The sequence below is a fragment of the Streptomyces sp. NPDC047043 genome (assembly GCF_040644055.1).
Taxonomy (GTDB): Bacteria; Actinomycetota; Actinomycetes; order Streptomycetales; family Streptomycetaceae; genus Streptomyces.
In genome coordinates this window covers 1-15,503 of the sequence record NZ_JBEYVO010000065.1, presented here as the reverse complement: position 1 = coordinate 15,503, position 15,503 = coordinate 1, and the positions used below count along the sequence as shown (strand labels likewise).

Annotated in this window: 14 protein-coding genes and 1 pseudogene; 9 read left to right on the top strand and 6 right to left on the bottom strand. The window is 71.5% G+C overall.

Annotated features, from left to right (window positions below; genetic code table 11):
• Window positions 1-25: 25 nt before the first annotated feature.
• Window positions 26-421: a helix-turn-helix domain-containing protein gene (locus tag ABZ880_RS52835; RefSeq protein WP_361278810.1), complete on the bottom strand. Its 396-nt coding sequence runs from the start codon at window positions 419-421 to the stop codon at window positions 26-28.
• 146 nt (window positions 422-567) lie between these two features.
• On the opposite strand from ABZ880_RS52835, the gene ABZ880_RS52830 reads away from it, so the two are divergent.
• Entirely contained in the window at window positions 568-1,029 is a 462-nt protein-coding gene (locus tag ABZ880_RS52830) for a nuclear transport factor 2 family protein (protein WP_361278807.1), read from the top strand.
• A gap of 188 nt (window positions 1,030-1,217) precedes the next feature.
• On the opposite strand, the gene ABZ880_RS52825 is transcribed toward ABZ880_RS52830, so the two are convergent.
• The 5 genes from ABZ880_RS52825 to ABZ880_RS52805 all read right to left on the bottom strand — a co-directional run bounded on the left by ABZ880_RS52825 (window position 1,218) and on the right by ABZ880_RS52805 (window position 7,167).
• On the bottom strand, window positions 1,218-2,198 hold the full coding sequence (locus ABZ880_RS52825) for a PHB depolymerase family esterase (RefSeq protein WP_361278804.1): 981 nt from the start codon (window positions 2,196-2,198) through the stop codon (window positions 1,218-1,220).
• Between the two features lie 288 nt (window positions 2,199-2,486).
• A complete protein-coding gene (locus tag ABZ880_RS52820) occupies window positions 2,487-3,428 on the bottom strand; it encodes a nuclear transport factor 2 family protein (RefSeq protein WP_361278802.1) in 942 nt (313 codons plus the stop codon).
• A gap of 198 nt (window positions 3,429-3,626) precedes the next feature.
• Entirely contained in the window at window positions 3,627-4,598 is a 972-nt protein-coding gene (locus ABZ880_RS52815) for a fumarylacetoacetate hydrolase family protein (RefSeq protein ID WP_361278800.1), read from the bottom strand.
• A gap of 2 nt (window positions 4,599-4,600) precedes the next feature.
• Window positions 4,601-6,175: an MFS transporter gene (locus ABZ880_RS52810; protein WP_361278798.1), complete on the bottom strand. Its 1,575-nt coding sequence runs from the start codon at window positions 6,173-6,175 to the stop codon at window positions 4,601-4,603.
• A 47-nt stretch (window positions 6,176-6,222) separates the two neighbouring features.
• Window positions 6,223-7,167, bottom strand: a complete 945-nt coding sequence (locus tag ABZ880_RS52805; protein WP_361278796.1) for an MBL fold metallo-hydrolase — start codon at window positions 7,165-7,167, stop codon at window positions 6,223-6,225.
• A gap of 125 nt (window positions 7,168-7,292) precedes the next feature.
• On the opposite strand from ABZ880_RS52805, the gene ABZ880_RS52800 reads away from it, so the two are divergent.
• The 8 genes and pseudogenes from ABZ880_RS52800 to ABZ880_RS52765 all read left to right on the top strand — a co-directional run.
• A complete protein-coding gene (locus ABZ880_RS52800) occupies window positions 7,293-7,946 on the top strand; it encodes a TetR/AcrR family transcriptional regulator (RefSeq protein WP_361278794.1) in 654 nt (217 codons plus the stop codon).
• 784 nt (window positions 7,947-8,730) lie between these two features.
• The gene (locus tag ABZ880_RS52795) at window positions 8,731-9,663 is read left to right on the top strand and encodes a redoxin family protein (RefSeq protein ID WP_361278792.1); all 933 of its coding nucleotides are present in this window, start codon (window positions 8,731-8,733) and stop codon (window positions 9,661-9,663) included.
• A gap of 82 nt (window positions 9,664-9,745) precedes the next feature.
• A complete protein-coding gene (locus ABZ880_RS52790) occupies window positions 9,746-10,660 on the top strand; it encodes a thioredoxin family protein (protein WP_361278789.1) in 915 nt (304 codons plus the stop codon).
• A complete protein-coding gene (locus tag ABZ880_RS52785; RefSeq protein ID WP_361278787.1) occupies window positions 10,660-10,992 on the top strand; it encodes a hypothetical protein in 333 nt (110 codons plus the stop codon). The genes ABZ880_RS52790 and ABZ880_RS52785 overlap by 1 nt, the downstream gene beginning before the upstream one ends.
• Window positions 10,993-11,593: 601 nt before the next feature.
• Window positions 11,594-12,739 carry a substrate-binding domain-containing protein gene (locus tag ABZ880_RS52780; protein ID WP_361278785.1) on the top strand — a complete coding sequence of 382 codons (1,146 nt, stop codon included), beginning with the start codon at window positions 11,594-11,596 and terminating at the stop codon, window positions 12,737-12,739.
• On the top strand, window positions 12,736-14,295 hold the full coding sequence (locus tag ABZ880_RS52775) for a sugar ABC transporter ATP-binding protein (protein ID WP_361278783.1): 1,560 nt from the start codon (window positions 12,736-12,738) through the stop codon (window positions 14,293-14,295). Before ABZ880_RS52780 ends, ABZ880_RS52775 begins: the two co-directional genes overlap by 4 nt.
• Window positions 14,292-15,326, top strand: a complete 1,035-nt coding sequence (locus ABZ880_RS52770; RefSeq protein WP_361278781.1) for an ABC transporter permease — start codon at window positions 14,292-14,294, stop codon at window positions 15,324-15,326. Before ABZ880_RS52775 ends, ABZ880_RS52770 begins: the two co-directional genes overlap by 4 nt.
• 99 nt (window positions 15,327-15,425) lie before the next feature.
• Window positions 15,426-15,503: pseudogene (locus tag ABZ880_RS52765) on the top strand (GNAT family N-acetyltransferase); the annotation flags it as partial.

Sequence of the window (15,503 nt, the reverse complement as noted above, 5' to 3'; positions counted from 1 at the left end):
GGCTCCGGCCGGCCCTGGTGGGGGCTCACCGGTCCTGGGTGCGGCCTTTGTAGTCGTGTCGCGCGGCGGCGATGGCGTCGTGGTGCGCGTCGGCCCACTCCACGAGGCCCATGACCGGCAGGAGGAACGAGCGCCCCAGCTCGGTCAGTGCGTACTCCACGCGAGGGGGTACCTCCGGGAAGATCGTGCGCCGTACGAAACCGTCCTGTTCGAGTTGGCGCAGGGTACGCGCCAGCATCTGCTTCGAGATGTCGCCGATCTCCCGCGACAGCTCACTGAACCGTTTCGTCCCGTCCGCGAGCGTCGTGACGACGAGCAGACTCCACTGGTCGCCGACCCGGTTCAGCACGTCGCGGACGACGCAGTGGGGATCGAGCGCGGTCCTGCGCTTCTCCAGGAAGTCCGACGCGGTGTGTGACATACGAGAGCCCTTCGTTCCCTCCCAGGGTCACACGGATGCGACCTGGTCTCGGCAAAGTTCCTTCTTGTGGGGCGTTTCGACAGGTCATACGGTCGGTTTCAGCGGGGACGCCGGATTCTGTCAGACATGAACACAGGGAAGTACTCATGAGCGAGGCCACAGGTTCCGCGGTGACGGCGGTGCCGTCCCAGGACGAGGAGAACGCGGCGGTGGAAGGTGTGATCCGTCACCACGTGCTCGCCCTGAACAGTGCCGACGAGGAAGCGATCGCCGCCGACTGGGCACCCTCCGGCATTCTGGTCGACGCCTTCCCGCCCTTCGTCTGGGAGGGCGACTCGCCGACGCGGAAGTGGTGGAGGGATCTGCAGGCCGCCATCGGGTCGGCGGGCCTGACCACGGTCGAGTTCGAACTCGGCGACTGGCAGCGGATCTACGTCGCGGGCGACCACGCGTACGCCGTCGCCCACGCCAAGGCTGACGTCTTCGGCCCGGAACTCGCCGTCGAGGCACGGGGGACCTGGACGTTCGTGCTGACCAGGTCCGGCGAGCAGTGGAAGATCGTGTCGTGGAACTGGGGAGGCCCGCCGAACACACCGGTCCGGCGCTGACGCCCGCAACGGTGCACGCCGTGGGGGCGCCGGGTTCTCCGGTGCCCCCACGGCGTTCGGGTGCCGTTCGCACCGGCCGGCGCAGGCCGGTGCGGTGGTGCCGCGTCGCCGCGGTGTCGGGCGGCCCGTGCCGGATGGCTCGCGAGGGACAGCCGTGCGGCGCCGTGTGTTCCACGCCTTCCGGGATGTCAGTGGTCCTGGAAGAAGCTCCACATCAGCTGGTTCGCGCTGATCTCCTGGGTGACCGTCCCCAGCACGGGCGGCCATGGCACGGTCGCCCCCGGCCAGGTGTGGCCGCCCCCTTCGATGACGTACATGGTGACGTCCGCGCCCCCGCGGCAACCGGTGTGGTCGGTGCGGGTCACGTGTTCGGACACCCGGGTTTCCCGGGGCCCCCGGCGGCAGCCGTCGAGGGCCGCCCATCGGTTCGTGGCGGCGACGGCGCCATAACCCCAGTACGCCGCGCCGCCGCCCGCGAACGGGTTGATCTGGTCGCCGGTGCCGGCGAACGACAGGACCGGCACCGGTCGTCCTGGCGTACAGGTCTCGGGGTCGGGTACGAAGCCGCCGTCGGCCTCCGCCGTCGGAGCGCCCGCCCGCAGACCCGCCACCGCGGCGATCGCCGCCACCCTGCCCGGATGGTCGCAGGCGTACTGCGACACCATCCTGGCGCCGCCGGAGTAGCCGGTTGCGTAGACCCTGCCCGCGTCGGCGCAGCCGGTGCGTACGAGCTGCGTGATGGTGTCGGTCAGGAAGCGCTCGTCGTCCGGCCCGTCCCCCTCGGTGACATGGGGGACGTTCCACTGGTATCCGGCGCCCACGACCATGGCGCCCTGGGGCGCGGCCACCAGGAAGCCCTCGCTCTCGGCGGTCTCCTCCAATTGGCTGCCGTCCAGCTGATTGGCCGCGGTGCCCTGGCTGCCGTGCAGGTTGAGCACCAGGGGAAGTCGGCCGTTCACCGTCGTGCGATGTGGCGCGTACACCACCACGACCCGGTCCAGTCCGCCGGAACGGACGGTGAGGGTCGTGCGGCCCGGCTCCAGCCGGCAGCCGCGGTTCGCGGTGCCGTCCTCGGCGGCTGCCGAGGACGGCACCATGACCGCGGCGGTGGCGAGTGCGGCTGTCGCACAGGCGAACAGGGTGCGGAACAGGTGTCTGTGTCGGTACATGCGGGTCTCCCCTTGAACGCGGCTCGGAGCCCCGGTTGTGCCCGGATCCATGTGACCGGAGAGCCGGGCGGACGCGGGCGGCGTCCGTCGGCCGGGCCGAGGTCCGCCGGCCGGGCCGAGGTCCGCCGGCCGGGCCGGGGTCGGCCGGAACCCTACTCGCTAATACCGAACATGACTAGGTTTTACGTCGGGGGTCGTGCGGGTGGCGTTGCCGCGGGGTGTTCGCCGCCCCGCGGCAACGACGGTCCCCGGCCGGCTGGTTCTGCCCGGTCGGCCGCGGTCGTACCGTCAGAACATGGTGTTGTCGTTGGCGGAGGTCGTCGGCACGCTCTGGATCACATCCCAGTGCTCCACGACCTTGCCGTCGCGGATGCGGAAGATGTCCACGATGGCCAGGCCGGGGTCGCCCGGCGAGGGGATGAAGTGGCTGTGGAACGCCACGAGATCGCCCTCCGCGATGATTCTCTTGGGCTCGACCCGGAGCTGCGGGGACTGCTGGAACAGGCCGGCGAGACCGGCCCGCGCCCCTTCCGGGCCGTCCGCGATGCCGGGGTTGTGCTGGTGGTACTCGGGTGCCACATAGGTGTCGATGGCGGACAGGTCCTGGTGGACGAGCAGCCGGTCGTAGTAGTCGATCGCCAGCTTCTTGTTGCGCTCGGTGAGCCATCGCTGCCCGGGGACGGGCGTCTGCGGCCGGCTGAGGGTGGAGAACATGTCGTTGCCGCTGACGGAGGTGGCGGGCACGTCCTCCAGTACGTCCCAGTGCTCGGCGATCCTCCCGCCCTGGAAGCGGAAGATGTCGACGACCGCGCTGCCTCGGGTGCCCGGCGTCGCGACGAGGTTCGAGTGCACGAGAACCAGGTCGCCCTCCGCGATGACGCGCTTCACGGAGTAGGTGGCCCGCGGGAACTGCTGGTGGAAGGAGCGGCCGACCGCCTTGAGGGCTGCCGCGCCGTCGCCGACCTGCGGATTGTGCTGGATGTAGTCCGTGCGGACGAACCGGTCGACGACCCCGGTGTCGCCACGCTCGAACACGCCCTTGAGGACGTGGACGGCGACCCACTTCTGGTGGGCGAGCCGGGCGCTGTCGCCCTGCTGGTGCTGCTGGGTGACAGCCATGGTGGTGGCCGACGCGGCGGGAACGATGCCGACGGCGGTGATTGCCACCGCCGCGAGTGCGGCGGTGGCGGCCCTGCGGGCGGACGTGCGGGCGGACGTGCGGGCAGACATGGACTCTCCTGAGTGGTTCCAAGAACGAAAGATGCTTACCACGAGGTAGCGCTAACCATTGGTAAGCGTCAGTCTGCCTGCAGATGATGTTGTATGGCAAGTCGATTCGCTGACTGTGCAGCTAAATTTATGCGACCTTTGGGAGATATGTCAGGTATTTAAGGCGCTTTTTCCGTTTCGCTCTCAAGTAGATAGGTGTTATGTCAGTGGTGAGAGGCGGGGTCGGCCGCTGCTGCGGGCTCTGCGGACCGGAACCGGTTCCCCACCCTCGACGACGGTGTTGCTGATGGTGCCGATGCCTTCCACCGTCATGGTCACCCTGTCGCCGGGGACGAGCGGGGGAGGATCCAGCCTGCCCCGCCTGCCCCAGAACTCGGCGAGGCATCCGTTGCCACAGGTGCCCGAGCCGAGCACATCGCCGGGACGGATCTCGGTGCCGCGGGAGGCGTACGACGTCATCTCCTCGAACGTCCAGGCCATGTTGGCCAGGCTGTCGCGACCGACGGTGACGCCGTTGACGTCGACGCGGAGTCCGAGGTCCAGGCGTCCTTCGTCGTCGCGGTGGGCGTCGAGTTCGTCGGTGGTGACGAGCCAGGGCCCGAGGGTGGTCGAGCCGTCCTTCCCCTTCGCCGGGCCGAGCCCGACCTGCATCTCGAAGGCCTGCAGGTCGCGCGCGGTCCAGTCGTTGAGGATCGTGTAGCCGAGGATGTGGTCCCGGGCCTGCTCCGGGGTCAGGTCGCGGCCCGGTGCTCCGATGACGGCGGCGACCTCCAGCTCGAAGTCGAACCGCCCGCAGCCGGGCGGCACGGGCACGTCGTCGTAGGCTCCCACGACGGCGTAGGGGTTGGTGAAGTAGAAGGCGGGCTGGACGTACCACGCCGCCGGGACGTCGTCCCCGAACCCCCGCGCGACACCGGCCAGATGCTGCTCGAAGGCCATGAAGTCGCGGATCGTGGGCGGTTCCAGCGGAGGCAGGACCCGGATGTCGGCGAGAGCGAGCGGAGCGGCGGTCTCACGGGCCCGCGAGGCCGTCTCGCGGAGGGCCTCACCACCCTGTTCGACGAGGTGGCGCAGGGTGGTGCCGGCGGGGAAGGGGTGGACCCCGTCGCCCTGGTCGGACAGCACGCCTGACCAGGGCTCCCCTTCGTGCTCGAAGGTGGACAGTCGCATGATCAGTGTCCAGAGGCGTCGGCGGGGCGCCTGAAGCCGATGAAGACGACGGAGACGGCCGCTGCCGACAGGCAGGCGGTGGCGGTGAGCAGGAGGCCGCTGCCGTAGCCATGTGCCAGCGCCCGCTCCGACAGGGGAGCGATCTTCGCGCTGAGCGGGCCGAGGTCCGCCGTGTGGACGGCGATGGGGCCGCCCGCCGCGAGGACGGCGTTCACGGTGCCGTGCTCGGCGGGGCTGAGGTCGACGCCGCCGAGGTTCCGGCCGAACTCGCCGGCGGCGAGGCTGAGGGCGACCGCGCCGACGATCGCCGGGCCGAGGGTCTGTCCGAGGTCGCGGACGAGGCTGGTGGTCGCGGCGGCCATACCGGTCAGGTGTTGCGGTACGGCGTTCACCGCGGCGGCGGTCAGCGCGGCCACGACCAGCCCGAAGCCCAGGCCGTTGAGGACGAGGGGGCCGAGCAGCGGCACCAGGTCGTGCACGTCCACGGGGACGGCGCGCAGCCACAGCTGAGCGACGGCGAGCGCGACGAAGCCGCCGACCAGCATCGGGCCGGGGCCGGCGCGGTGCAGAAGCCGGACCAGCAGCGGCCAGACGAACGGGGTGATGCCCTGGATGACCAGGAAGGGCGCGGCGGCCCGCAGCGGGCTCTGGTGCTGGATGACGCCGAGCCGGATGCTCAGGTCGTAGGCGCCGCCGAGGAAGCCGAACATGCCGACCACGGCCGCCACCGCGGAGGCGGCGAAGGCGGGGATCCGGAACAGTTCGAGGCGCAGCATCGGCGCGGCCGACCGGGCCTCGATCCGGACGAAGACGGCGAGCAGCACCGCCGCCCCGACGAACGCCCCGGCCACCGGTGCCGAGCCCCAGCCGTCGGTGGGGCCCTGGACGATGCCGTAGAGCAGGCCGAGCAGTGCCAGGGCGATGCTGATCTGGCCGGGCCAGTCCAGTGCGCGGCCCTCCGGTGCGCTGGACTCGGAGGCGAGGAACCAGGCGGCCACGGTGGTCAGCAGGGCGAGGACGCCGACCGCCGCGAACGCCCACCGGAACGAGGCGTGTTCGACGACCGCGCCGGACAGCAGTGGGGCGATGAAGGCACCGAGCGACAGCGCGGTCGTCCACGAGGCGAGGCCCTTCGCGCGGGCGGACGGTGTCGTGGTGTGGGCGGTGATCACCGCGAGGGACGCGGGGAAGAGCGCCGCCGCGCCGATGCCGGACAGGGCCTGTCCGGTGATGAGCCGGCCCGGGGAGTGGGCCGTGCAGGAGACCAGATAGCCGACGGCGGCGATGGCGGCGCCGTACACGAGGAGCTTCTTGCGGCCGTACAGGTCGCCCAGAACACCGAAGGTGAGGGCGAGGACGGCGGCCGGGACCATGAACGCGTCGCTGACCCAGGTCAGCTCGGCGCCGGTCGTCCCCAGGCTGCGCTGGATGACGCCGTTGATGGCGGCCGGGAGGACGAGGCCGGTCTGCGCCACGCACACGGCGAGGCAGCCGACGAGCAGCGTACCGATGTGACGGGGCGGTGAGGTTTGAGCCTTCGGGGCGGCGGCTCTGGACCGGGTGGAGCTGGAGGCCATGACTTCTCCTTGGCGAAATGCCCTGCGGGGAGCGGGGGATCGGCGGCTCAGAGGGAGATTTGGGGACAGGCGAGCTCGGCCATGCAGCCGAACAGCCGGGGACCGTCGAGCGGGGGGAGCCCGGGGTCGAGTTCGCGGTAGACGCTGTGCACGTTCACCGCGAGGCGTTCGCTCTCCTCCAGGCCGGCGAACCGGCCCAGGGGGATGTCGTGGGCGGCTTCCCGGGCCGTCATCCCGGCGGCGTGCCGCTTGCTCGCCTGCTCGTGCACGTACTCCAGGTAGGCGCGGGTCGCGTGCAGGGCGGCGCCGGTGGTGACCGGGCCGTGGCCGGGTACGACGGTCTCGGCGCCGAGGCCGATGATCCGGTCGCAGGCGGCGACCCAATTGTCGAACGGGCCGTACCACACCACCGGGGTGCTCCCGGCGAAGACGATGTCCCCGGTGTAGACGGTCCGGGCGTCCGGGACATGGACGACGGTGTCGCCCGCGGTGTGCGCCGGGCCGACGTCGATGAGCTCGACCGGGATCCCGCCCACGTCGAGGGTCAGGTCGCGTTCGTAGAGGCGGTTCGGCAGGACCGGGGTGATGCCGGAGAAGTCGAAGCGGCCGAAGATCCGCCGCGTGAAACGGCCGGCCGGGGTGTCGCCCGCCATCAGCCCGAGCATCTGGGCCGGACCCACCTGGCGCATGTCGGCCAGCGACGCCCGGGAGGCGATGATCTCGGCCGACTCCACCAGCTGGTTGCCGAACCAGTGGTCGCCGTTGCCGTGCGTGTTGACCACGGTGGCGATCGGGGCCCTCGCGGTGACGGCCGCGAACCCGTCGAGCATCCGGCGGGTTCGACGCAGGTCGTAGAGCGTGTCGATCAGCAGGGACGCTCCCCGGCCCGTGACCAGTCCCGCGTTGCTCATGCCCCATCCGCGGTCCGTCTCGTGCCACACATGGCAGCCACGCCGCAGGCGGACGTGTTGCGCGGTGGTGTCGGAAGCCACGCTGCCTCCTCGTCCAGGTCGTCCTCGACCCGCTTAGCTAGATGCACGTCTAATGATGGACTGGAATCTAACGACGGCGTCGTGTGGCGGTCAAGAGCCCTGCGCGGCGTGATATTCCTGGGGGCATGACGAGCCGGGAAACACCGACCGCCGGTGTCGGACGCAGGGCGCGGAGGCTGCGAGAGGCGCGTGACCGGCTCTACGGCACGGCGGTCGAACTCTTCGTGGAGCAGGGTTACGAGGCCACGACGATGGAGCACATCGCCGATCGGGCCGACGTGTCACGGGCCACGGTCTTCAACCACTTCGCCCAGAAGGCGGGCATCCTCGAGGAGTGGGGGGTACGACGGCGGGCGAGGGTCCTGGAGATCCTCCGGCGGGAACACGCGGAGCAACGGCCGGTCGGCGAGCGGCTCCGGCGCTACATCGGCGAACTGGCGACGCTGAACATCGACTCCCGCGCGGAGACGGTCGTCCTCATGGAGGCCTCGGCCCGTTTCGGCCAGCTGCTGCGGGATCCGTCGCCCGAACGGGAACTCGCCCGCATCGTCGAGGACGGCGTACGGCGAGGAGAGGTCCGGCGGGGCGTGGATCCCGCCGAGGCGGGCTCGCTCATCGCGGCCGGATACTTCGCGGGCGTCCTGCGCTGGACGGCCGCCGACCCGGAGCCCTTCGACCTGCGCGAGCGCCTGGACCGAACGCTCGACATGATCCTGCTCGGCGTCCTCGACGCGGGGGGCGGGCCGCCGGCACCGCCTCATGAGGTACGACGACCATGACGAGGTCATCGGCGTCGCGGGCGGCGCCGGTAGTGTCCTGTGCCACCGCGTCGCCCACGGGGGTGCCCGGCTCGTCGCGGCCGCCCGAGCCCAGGACCACAGGCACGTCCTGACCCCGGCACGGCCGCGCAGGTCCTCGCGGCATCGGGGCGGGATCGTGGTCCCCGGCCCCCGATACCCCCGGCTCGCACGGGAGTCGACCGAACCCCGACGCGGACGTGGGGCGGGGGAGGTGGCGCCCCTCGGGCGGGCGGCCGTCCGCGTGCGGCCGTTGGCGTGAGCGCGGTACGCGGGCACCGGCCGGGTGACCCGCCGACGGTGCCGGGCTCCGCGCGAGGGGCTCTACGACGGTTCGGGACGCGTCGAGTGCGGGACGGCCCGCCCGGAGCGCGGGAGGTGTTGACCGCCGTGGGCCCCGAGACGGTCGGCGAGGAAGACGTGGCGGCCTCGGTCCGCGGAGTGACGGCCCAAGTCGCCGCGTCCGCCCCGCATTTCGCCGTACCGGGGACCGGAACGGAACGGCACGCCGGCCGAGCGGTCCTTCTAGTCTCGCGCGGGTGGCCGACGTGACGAGGTGTCGCCTCACCGGGGCGCTGCCGTTCTCGACGACCTGCACGTCGACGCCTTGGGTGACTCACCGATCAGGAGGTCGTGCGGTGGCATGGATCAGAGCGTGCGCCAACGGGTGCGCGGAGAGCCCGGACCACTGCCGGGTCCGGAGCGGACCGGCCCGGGTCCCGGCCGGTGGTCGCCGGGCTCGGAACGACTCACGGACGGTCCCCGCATGACCTCGCTGAAGGATGCGCCAGCCGCCGTCCGGGGCTGGTTCGCCGCGGAGAACTCGGCCGACCAGGCGGCGGGACTGCGGACCGTGCTCGGACCCGATGTCGTGATGGACTTCGGCGGCCAGAAGATACGCGGCGTCGAAGCCGTCGTCGCCACGGTCACCTTCGCCATGCCGGGCGGCTGGCTCGGCGACGCCGAGTGGAGCGTGCTTCCGGTGGGCGCGGCGGGGCAGGTGACGGTCCGGGCCACCGGCCCCGGCGGCACCCAGGTGCAGGTGTTCGTGCCGGGAGCGCCTCCCCAGCGGATGGACGCCATGGACATCACGTTCACCCTGGACGAGGAAGGGCTGATCGTCGGCGTGGCCGGACAGGCGCACCAACCCGAACCACCCGGCCTGCCTCGCCCGTTGAAGGCGGGGGACACCGCCCCCGACTTCGTTCTGCCGGACGTCGAGGGCGTCGAGGTCCCCCTGCGCCAGGAGGGGGCGGAGGCCACGGTCGTCGTCTTCGTCAGCAACCACTGCCCGTTCTCCCTGGCCTGGCACGACAGACTGGAGCGGGTCGGGCGGGACTACTCGGACCGCGGTGTGCGCCTCCTGCACATCAACTCCAACGACCCCGCGCAGGGCGCCAAGGACGGCCTCGACCACTGCCGCGAGCGGGTCGCCGCCGGGCACTTCACCGGTCCGTACCTGGTCGACGGGGGGCAGGCGGTGGCGCGCCGCTGGGGCGCCCGGCGCACCCCGGAGGTGTTCGTCCTCGACGAGCACGGCACGGTGGCGTACCACGGCGCCCCCGACTCGGATCCGACCGACGACTCACTGAACGCGGGGTGGCTGCGCGGCGCGCTGGATCACCTCCTCGCCGGCAAGGCCCCGGACCCCGCCGGCACCGAGCCCGTCGGCTGCTCGATCAAGTGGACGGAGCGATGAGTACTCCGCACGCACTGCGTGACCCGGAGCGACCGCCCGGCGCGGCGTCCAGGCCACACGACGACTCCTGGGAGGCATGCGCATGACGTATCTGGAGAAGGCGCCCGCCGGCGTGCAGGGCTGGTTCGCGGCCGAGAAGTCGGCGGACCCGGGGGCGGGACTGCGGGCCGTGCTCGCGCCCGACGCGGTGTTCGACTTCGGCGGACGCAGGACCGAAGGCGTGGACAACGTCGTCATGATCGTCGGACTCATGATGCCCCCGGGGTGGCTCGGCGAGGTCGAGTGGAGTGTGCTGCCGGTCGGGACGGACGAGCGGGTGACCGTACGGGGTGTCGGCCCCGGCGGCGCCCCGCTGCCCAGCCCCGGAGGACCGATGGGCGCCATCGACTTCACGTTCACTCTGGACGCCGACGGCCTGATCACCGAGATCGCCCCGCAGCCCCACCACCCCGAACCCGAGGACCTGATCCGGCCCTTGCGGCCGGGGGACGCCGCACCCGCCTTCCTGCTGCCCGACGTGGACGGTGCCGAGGTCTCCCTGAACCCGGAGGGGGCGAGGGCCACGGTCGTGGTCTTCACGTGCAACCACTGCCCGTTCTCCCTCGGCTGGCACGACAGGGTGCAGCAGGTCGCGCGGGACTACGCGGCACGCGATGTGCGCTTCCTTCACATCAACCCAAACGATCCCGCAGTGAACCCCAAAGACGGTGTCGAGACCTCCCGGAAACGGGTCGCCGAGGGGGAGTTCGCCGGGCCGTACCTCGTCGACGAGGGGCAGGCGGTGGCGCGCCGCTGGGGCGCCCGGCACACCCCGGAGGTGTTCGTCCTCGACGAGCACGGCACGGTGGCGTACCACGGCGCTCCCGACGCGGACATCGCCGACGACTCGCTGAACGCGGGCTGGCTGCGCGGCGCGCTGGAGCACGTCCTCGCCGGTACGGCTCCGGACCCCGCCGACACCGAGCCCGTCGGCTGCTCGATCAAGTGGACGCGGTGATGACAGCCCCGCGGGTGGAACTGCTGTGGTGGTCCGGCTGTCCCTCGCACGGAACGGCCAGGGCCATGCTGGAGGAGGCGATGACTGGACTCGGGCTGGACCCGTCCGGCATCGAGACCCTGCAGGTCGTCACCGACGCGGACGCGGTCCGTGAGTGCTTCACGGGCTCGCCCACCATCCGAGTCGACGGCAGGGACATCGTGCCGCCGGAGAAGGGCTCGCCCCCGGCGCTCACGTGCCGGGTCTACTTCCGCCCGGACGGCCGGCCGAGCCCCCTGCCGGATCCCGCCCTGGTCCGGCACGCCCTGGAGCGGTCGCTCGACCACGCCTGACGCGCCGGAGTCAGGCACGCGGCACGTCGGAAAGCGGCCGGACCGCGGCGACCGACGTGCGGGCGCGAAGGCCGGCGGTGGCGGCGGCTCCCCTACGCCACCACCGCCGGTCGTCGTGCCCGCACGCCACTCCGGGAAGCGGCGAGAACGCCGTCCGGTCAACGCCCGGCATCCGGCCGGCCCGTGCCCGTCCCGAATCGGCTCTCGTCTGCCGATGGCTCACCCGGCCCCGCCGAAAAGCTGCCGGATGCGCCGGCCGGGAGTTCACGGCGAGCGAATCCGTCATCGGCGCGCCAGTGTCATCGGTGGTCCGTAGGGGACCGGAGTGGTTTCGCTGTGTCCGCCTTTACGCAATCCGGATGATCCGACGGCTCTTGCAGTTCGCGCGCGTGATCCGTCCTTCCGGCTTGGCCGGGCAGGGCGGCGCGACGGGAAAAGGCGTCGCAGACAGGGTTGGAGCAGCCCTGAGAACCGGTGAAGATTATGTGTAGACGGCACCTGACCAGGGGCGTTCCGCTCCCCGGGACGAATTCCGGCCACCGGCTGAATCGGGGGCAATACTCCAGCCGAGCCGTAGCGTTCGATCCCCGAGGAGGCCCCCGTGGGCAGCCGTATCACCAAGTCCTTCGTGACCGTCCTGGCCGCCGGCCTGGCGGCCACTGCCCTCACCGCTTGCTCGTCCGACTCGAGTTCCACCACCGCCTCCGCGGAAACACACGGACCAGCCACGGCCGGTCAGAAGGAGGCGGCCGCATTTCTCGCGAAGTACATTTCCAATCCGACGTCCATCGGTGATCTGAAGGCACTTCCCGAAAGACCCCCGACGGGGAAGTCCGTCATCAATCTGCAGGCGTCGACGGCCATCGCGCAGAGGGCCGCCGCCACGCAGAAGGTGGCCGCCCAGCTGCTGGGCTGGTCCTATGACTCGATCGCCACGGGGCCGACGCCGGCCTCGGCGGCGGCGGCGTTCGACGCCGCGATAGCGCGGCATCCCGATGCCATCCTCTTCGCCGGGTTCCCCGCCGCCGTGTTCGCCAAGCAGATCGCCGAGGCGAAGGCCGCCGGTATCAAGGTGGTCAGCACCGCCACCGGCGACGGTAAGACCGACGGTGTCCTCGGCGACGTCCTGGGCGCCCCCCAGATGCAGTTGTACGGCAAGCTGCTCGCCGCGTACTTCGTGACCGAGTCCGACGGAAAGGGCCAGGCGGGCGTCTACAGCATCCAGGCCTTCCCGATCCTGGCGCCCTGGGTCACCGCGTTCCAGTCCTGGGTGAAGCAGTGGTGCCCGGGGTGCAAGACGTCCGTCGTCAATCAGCAGGTCACCGACCAGGGAACGAAGACGCCGTCCAACGTCGTCGGCTTCCTGCAGCGCAACCCCGACGTCAAGTGGCTCATGTTCGCCACGGGCGACCTCGCGCAGGGTGTGCCGGCCGCGCTCGCCACAGCGGGCCTGAAGGGCATCCACATCGGGGGCGGATCACCCGACCCGGCCGACATCGCGAACATCAAGGCGGGCACCGAGTCGGCCTGGGTCGGCAACACGGTCGACATCGCGAACTGGCGGCTGTTCGACGTACTCGCGAGGGACTACGCCAAGACCGACACGCAGGCCGCCGCGGCCGCCCTGCTGCCCCTGCAGCTGATCACCTCCGACAACGCCGGCAAGGTCGCCGCCGACAAGACCGGCTACTACATCGGTGTGGCCGACTACCAGGACCAGTTCAAGAAGCTGTGGCGGGTCAGTTGACCACCGGAACGGGGCCGGCCACGGCCACCGACACGTCAGGGGGGCGCGACGCGCCCGCCCTGGTCGTGCGGGAGACGAGCAAGACCTTCGGCGGGAACACCGTCCTGGACCGGGTGGGCCTGACCGTCGCCCGCTCCGAGGTGCACGCCCTGGTGGGGGAGAACGGGTCGGGCAAGTCCACCCTCGTCAAGATCCTCGCCGGATACCACGAGCCCGATCCCGGATCGGGCATCGAGGTCGACGGCGAACCCCTGTCCCAGCACCACCCCGACGCCAGCGACCGCGCCGGCCTGCGCTTCGTCCACCAGGACCTCGGGCTGGTCGGCGGTCTGACCACGGTCGAGAACCTCGGACTCGGGCGGGGCTACGGCGCCGGCCGGGGCATGCCGGTGCGCTGGAGCGCTCGCCGGCGTGAGGCCGAGGAGCTGCTGGCCTCGCTGAGCCGGTACTTCGACGTGAACCTGCCGGTCCAGCAGCTCGCCGCCAGTGAGCGTTCCGCGGTCGCGGTCGCCCGGGCGGTCGCGCCGCACCGGACACCGGCCCGGGTGCTCGTCCTGGACGAACCGACCGCGAACCTGCCCGGCCCCGAGGTCGCACACCTGTTCGACCTGGTCCGTCGGGTCCGTGAGCGCGGCATCGGTGTCGTGCTCATCTCGCACCATCTCTCCGAGGTCTTCGAACTGGCCGACCGGGTCAGTGTGTTGAGGGGTGGACGGGTCGTCGCCACCAAGCCCGTCGCCGCCACCGACGAGAGCGAGCTGATCGAACTGATGGTCGGGAGGAAGGTGGACCGGCTGGCCGGCCCGCCCCCGGCCGGAACCGCACCCGTCAGACTCGCCGCCCGGGCCGTGCGTGGCCGGTCCGTGCACGGCGTCGATCTCGAGGTACGGGCCGGTGAGGTGCTCGGCGTCGCGGGGATCACCGGATCGGGCCGGGAGGAACTGGCACCGCTGCTGTTCGGGGCGCTGCCACGCCAGGGCACGGTGACGCTCAAAGGCGACCCCGTCCCGCCCGGACGCCCCGACCTGTCCATCACCGCGGGAATGGCCCTCGTGCCCGCGGACCGCGCCGCCAACGCCGTCCTGCACGGACACGACGTCGCCGAGAACATCGCGATCTCCCGGCCCCGCGACTTCGTACGACGGCTGGTGTACCGGCGCCGGCTGGAGGTCGAGGAGACGGCCTCCTGGGTCGGGCGACTCGACATCAGGACCCCGCATCCGCGCAGTCCGCTCACCCAACTGTCCGGCGGCAACAGCCAGAAAGTCGTGCTCGCCCGGCTGCTGCGCCTGCGTCCGTCCGTCCTGCTGCTCGACGAACCCACTCAGGGTGTCGACATCGGAGCACGGGAGGAGATCCACCGGCGCGTCGAGGAGGCGGCCGCCGAGGGGGCCGCCGTGCTGGTCTGCTCGACCGACAACGAAGAACTGGCGCGCCTGTGCACCCGGGTGGTCGTCCTCTCCCGCGGCCGGGCGAGCGCGGAGTTCGCCGCGCCGGTCGACGCGGACCAACTCGCCGCCGCATGCCTCACCGAGACCGAAGGAGACCGGGGATGAGCCCTGCCGAAGACCTGCGCCCGGCGGACACCCAGCCCGCCCCCGGCGACGCACCGCCCCAACGGCCCACGGCCCGCGCCGCGTTCGTGCACCGGGCCGGACTCGACCGGCTCAGCGGGGTGTACGCCCTGGCCGCCCTCGTCCTCCTTTACGGACTCTGGGTGCCGGACACCTTCCTGACGACCACCACGCTGCGCACCGTCAGCGCGAACCAGTCCGTCACCGCGATCGTGGCAATGGCGCTGATCCTGCCCGTCGCGGCCGGGCTGTTCGACCTGTCCGTCGCGGCCACGCTCGGCGTCGGCGCCGTACTGACCGTCCAGCTCCAGGCCGACGGCCGCAGTCTAGGGGTCACGCTCGTGCTCGTGCTCCTGACCGGACTGGGCGTCGGCGTCGTCAACAGCGCGCTCGTGGTCGGGGTCGGCGTCGACTCGTTCATCGCCACGCTGGGCACCAGCAGCCTGCTGTCGGCGTTCGCCTACTGGATCACGGAGGGCAACCAGGTGATCCTGCCCCCGGGCAGCAGGCTCACCAGTTTCGGGCAGGGCACGCTGCTGGGGGTGCCCACACCGGTCTGGTACGTCGTCGCGGCCGGCCTGATCCTCTTCTACGTCACGGAACTCACCACGGCCGGGCGCTACGCCTACGCGGTCGGCGGCAACAAGGAGGCCGCGCGACTCATCGGCGTCCGGGTGGGCCGGGTGTCGGTGTGGGCGCTGCTCGCCTCCAGCTTCATGGCGACCGTGGCCGGAGTGGTCCTCGCCGCCGAGCTCGGCGCGACCGACCCCAACGTGGGGCCGCCGTACCTGCTCCCGGCGTTCTCGGCGGTGCTGCTGGGCGCCACACAGGTGAAGACCAACGGCCGGGTGAACGTCCTCGGTACCCTGCTCGCCGTGGCCCTGCTGGGCACCGGGATCTACGGACTCCAGCTGGCGGGTGCTCCGACCTATGTGTCCGACCTGTTCAACGGAGCCGCCCTCATCATCGCCGTGTCCCTCGCGCTGCTCGCCCATCGACGCACCAGGCGGTAGCACGGCGACCGGGCGCCTCTTGGGGGGCGGGCCGCCCGAGGAGCGGCGCCGGACCATGTCCGTCTCCCGTGCGGGCGGGCCGGAATCTCCCGGCCCGTCGTGACGCTCACGACCGCCCGCCTCCTTCTGCGCACGGTCGGCCCCGAGGACACCGACGCCGTGTACGCCGCCGCCCAG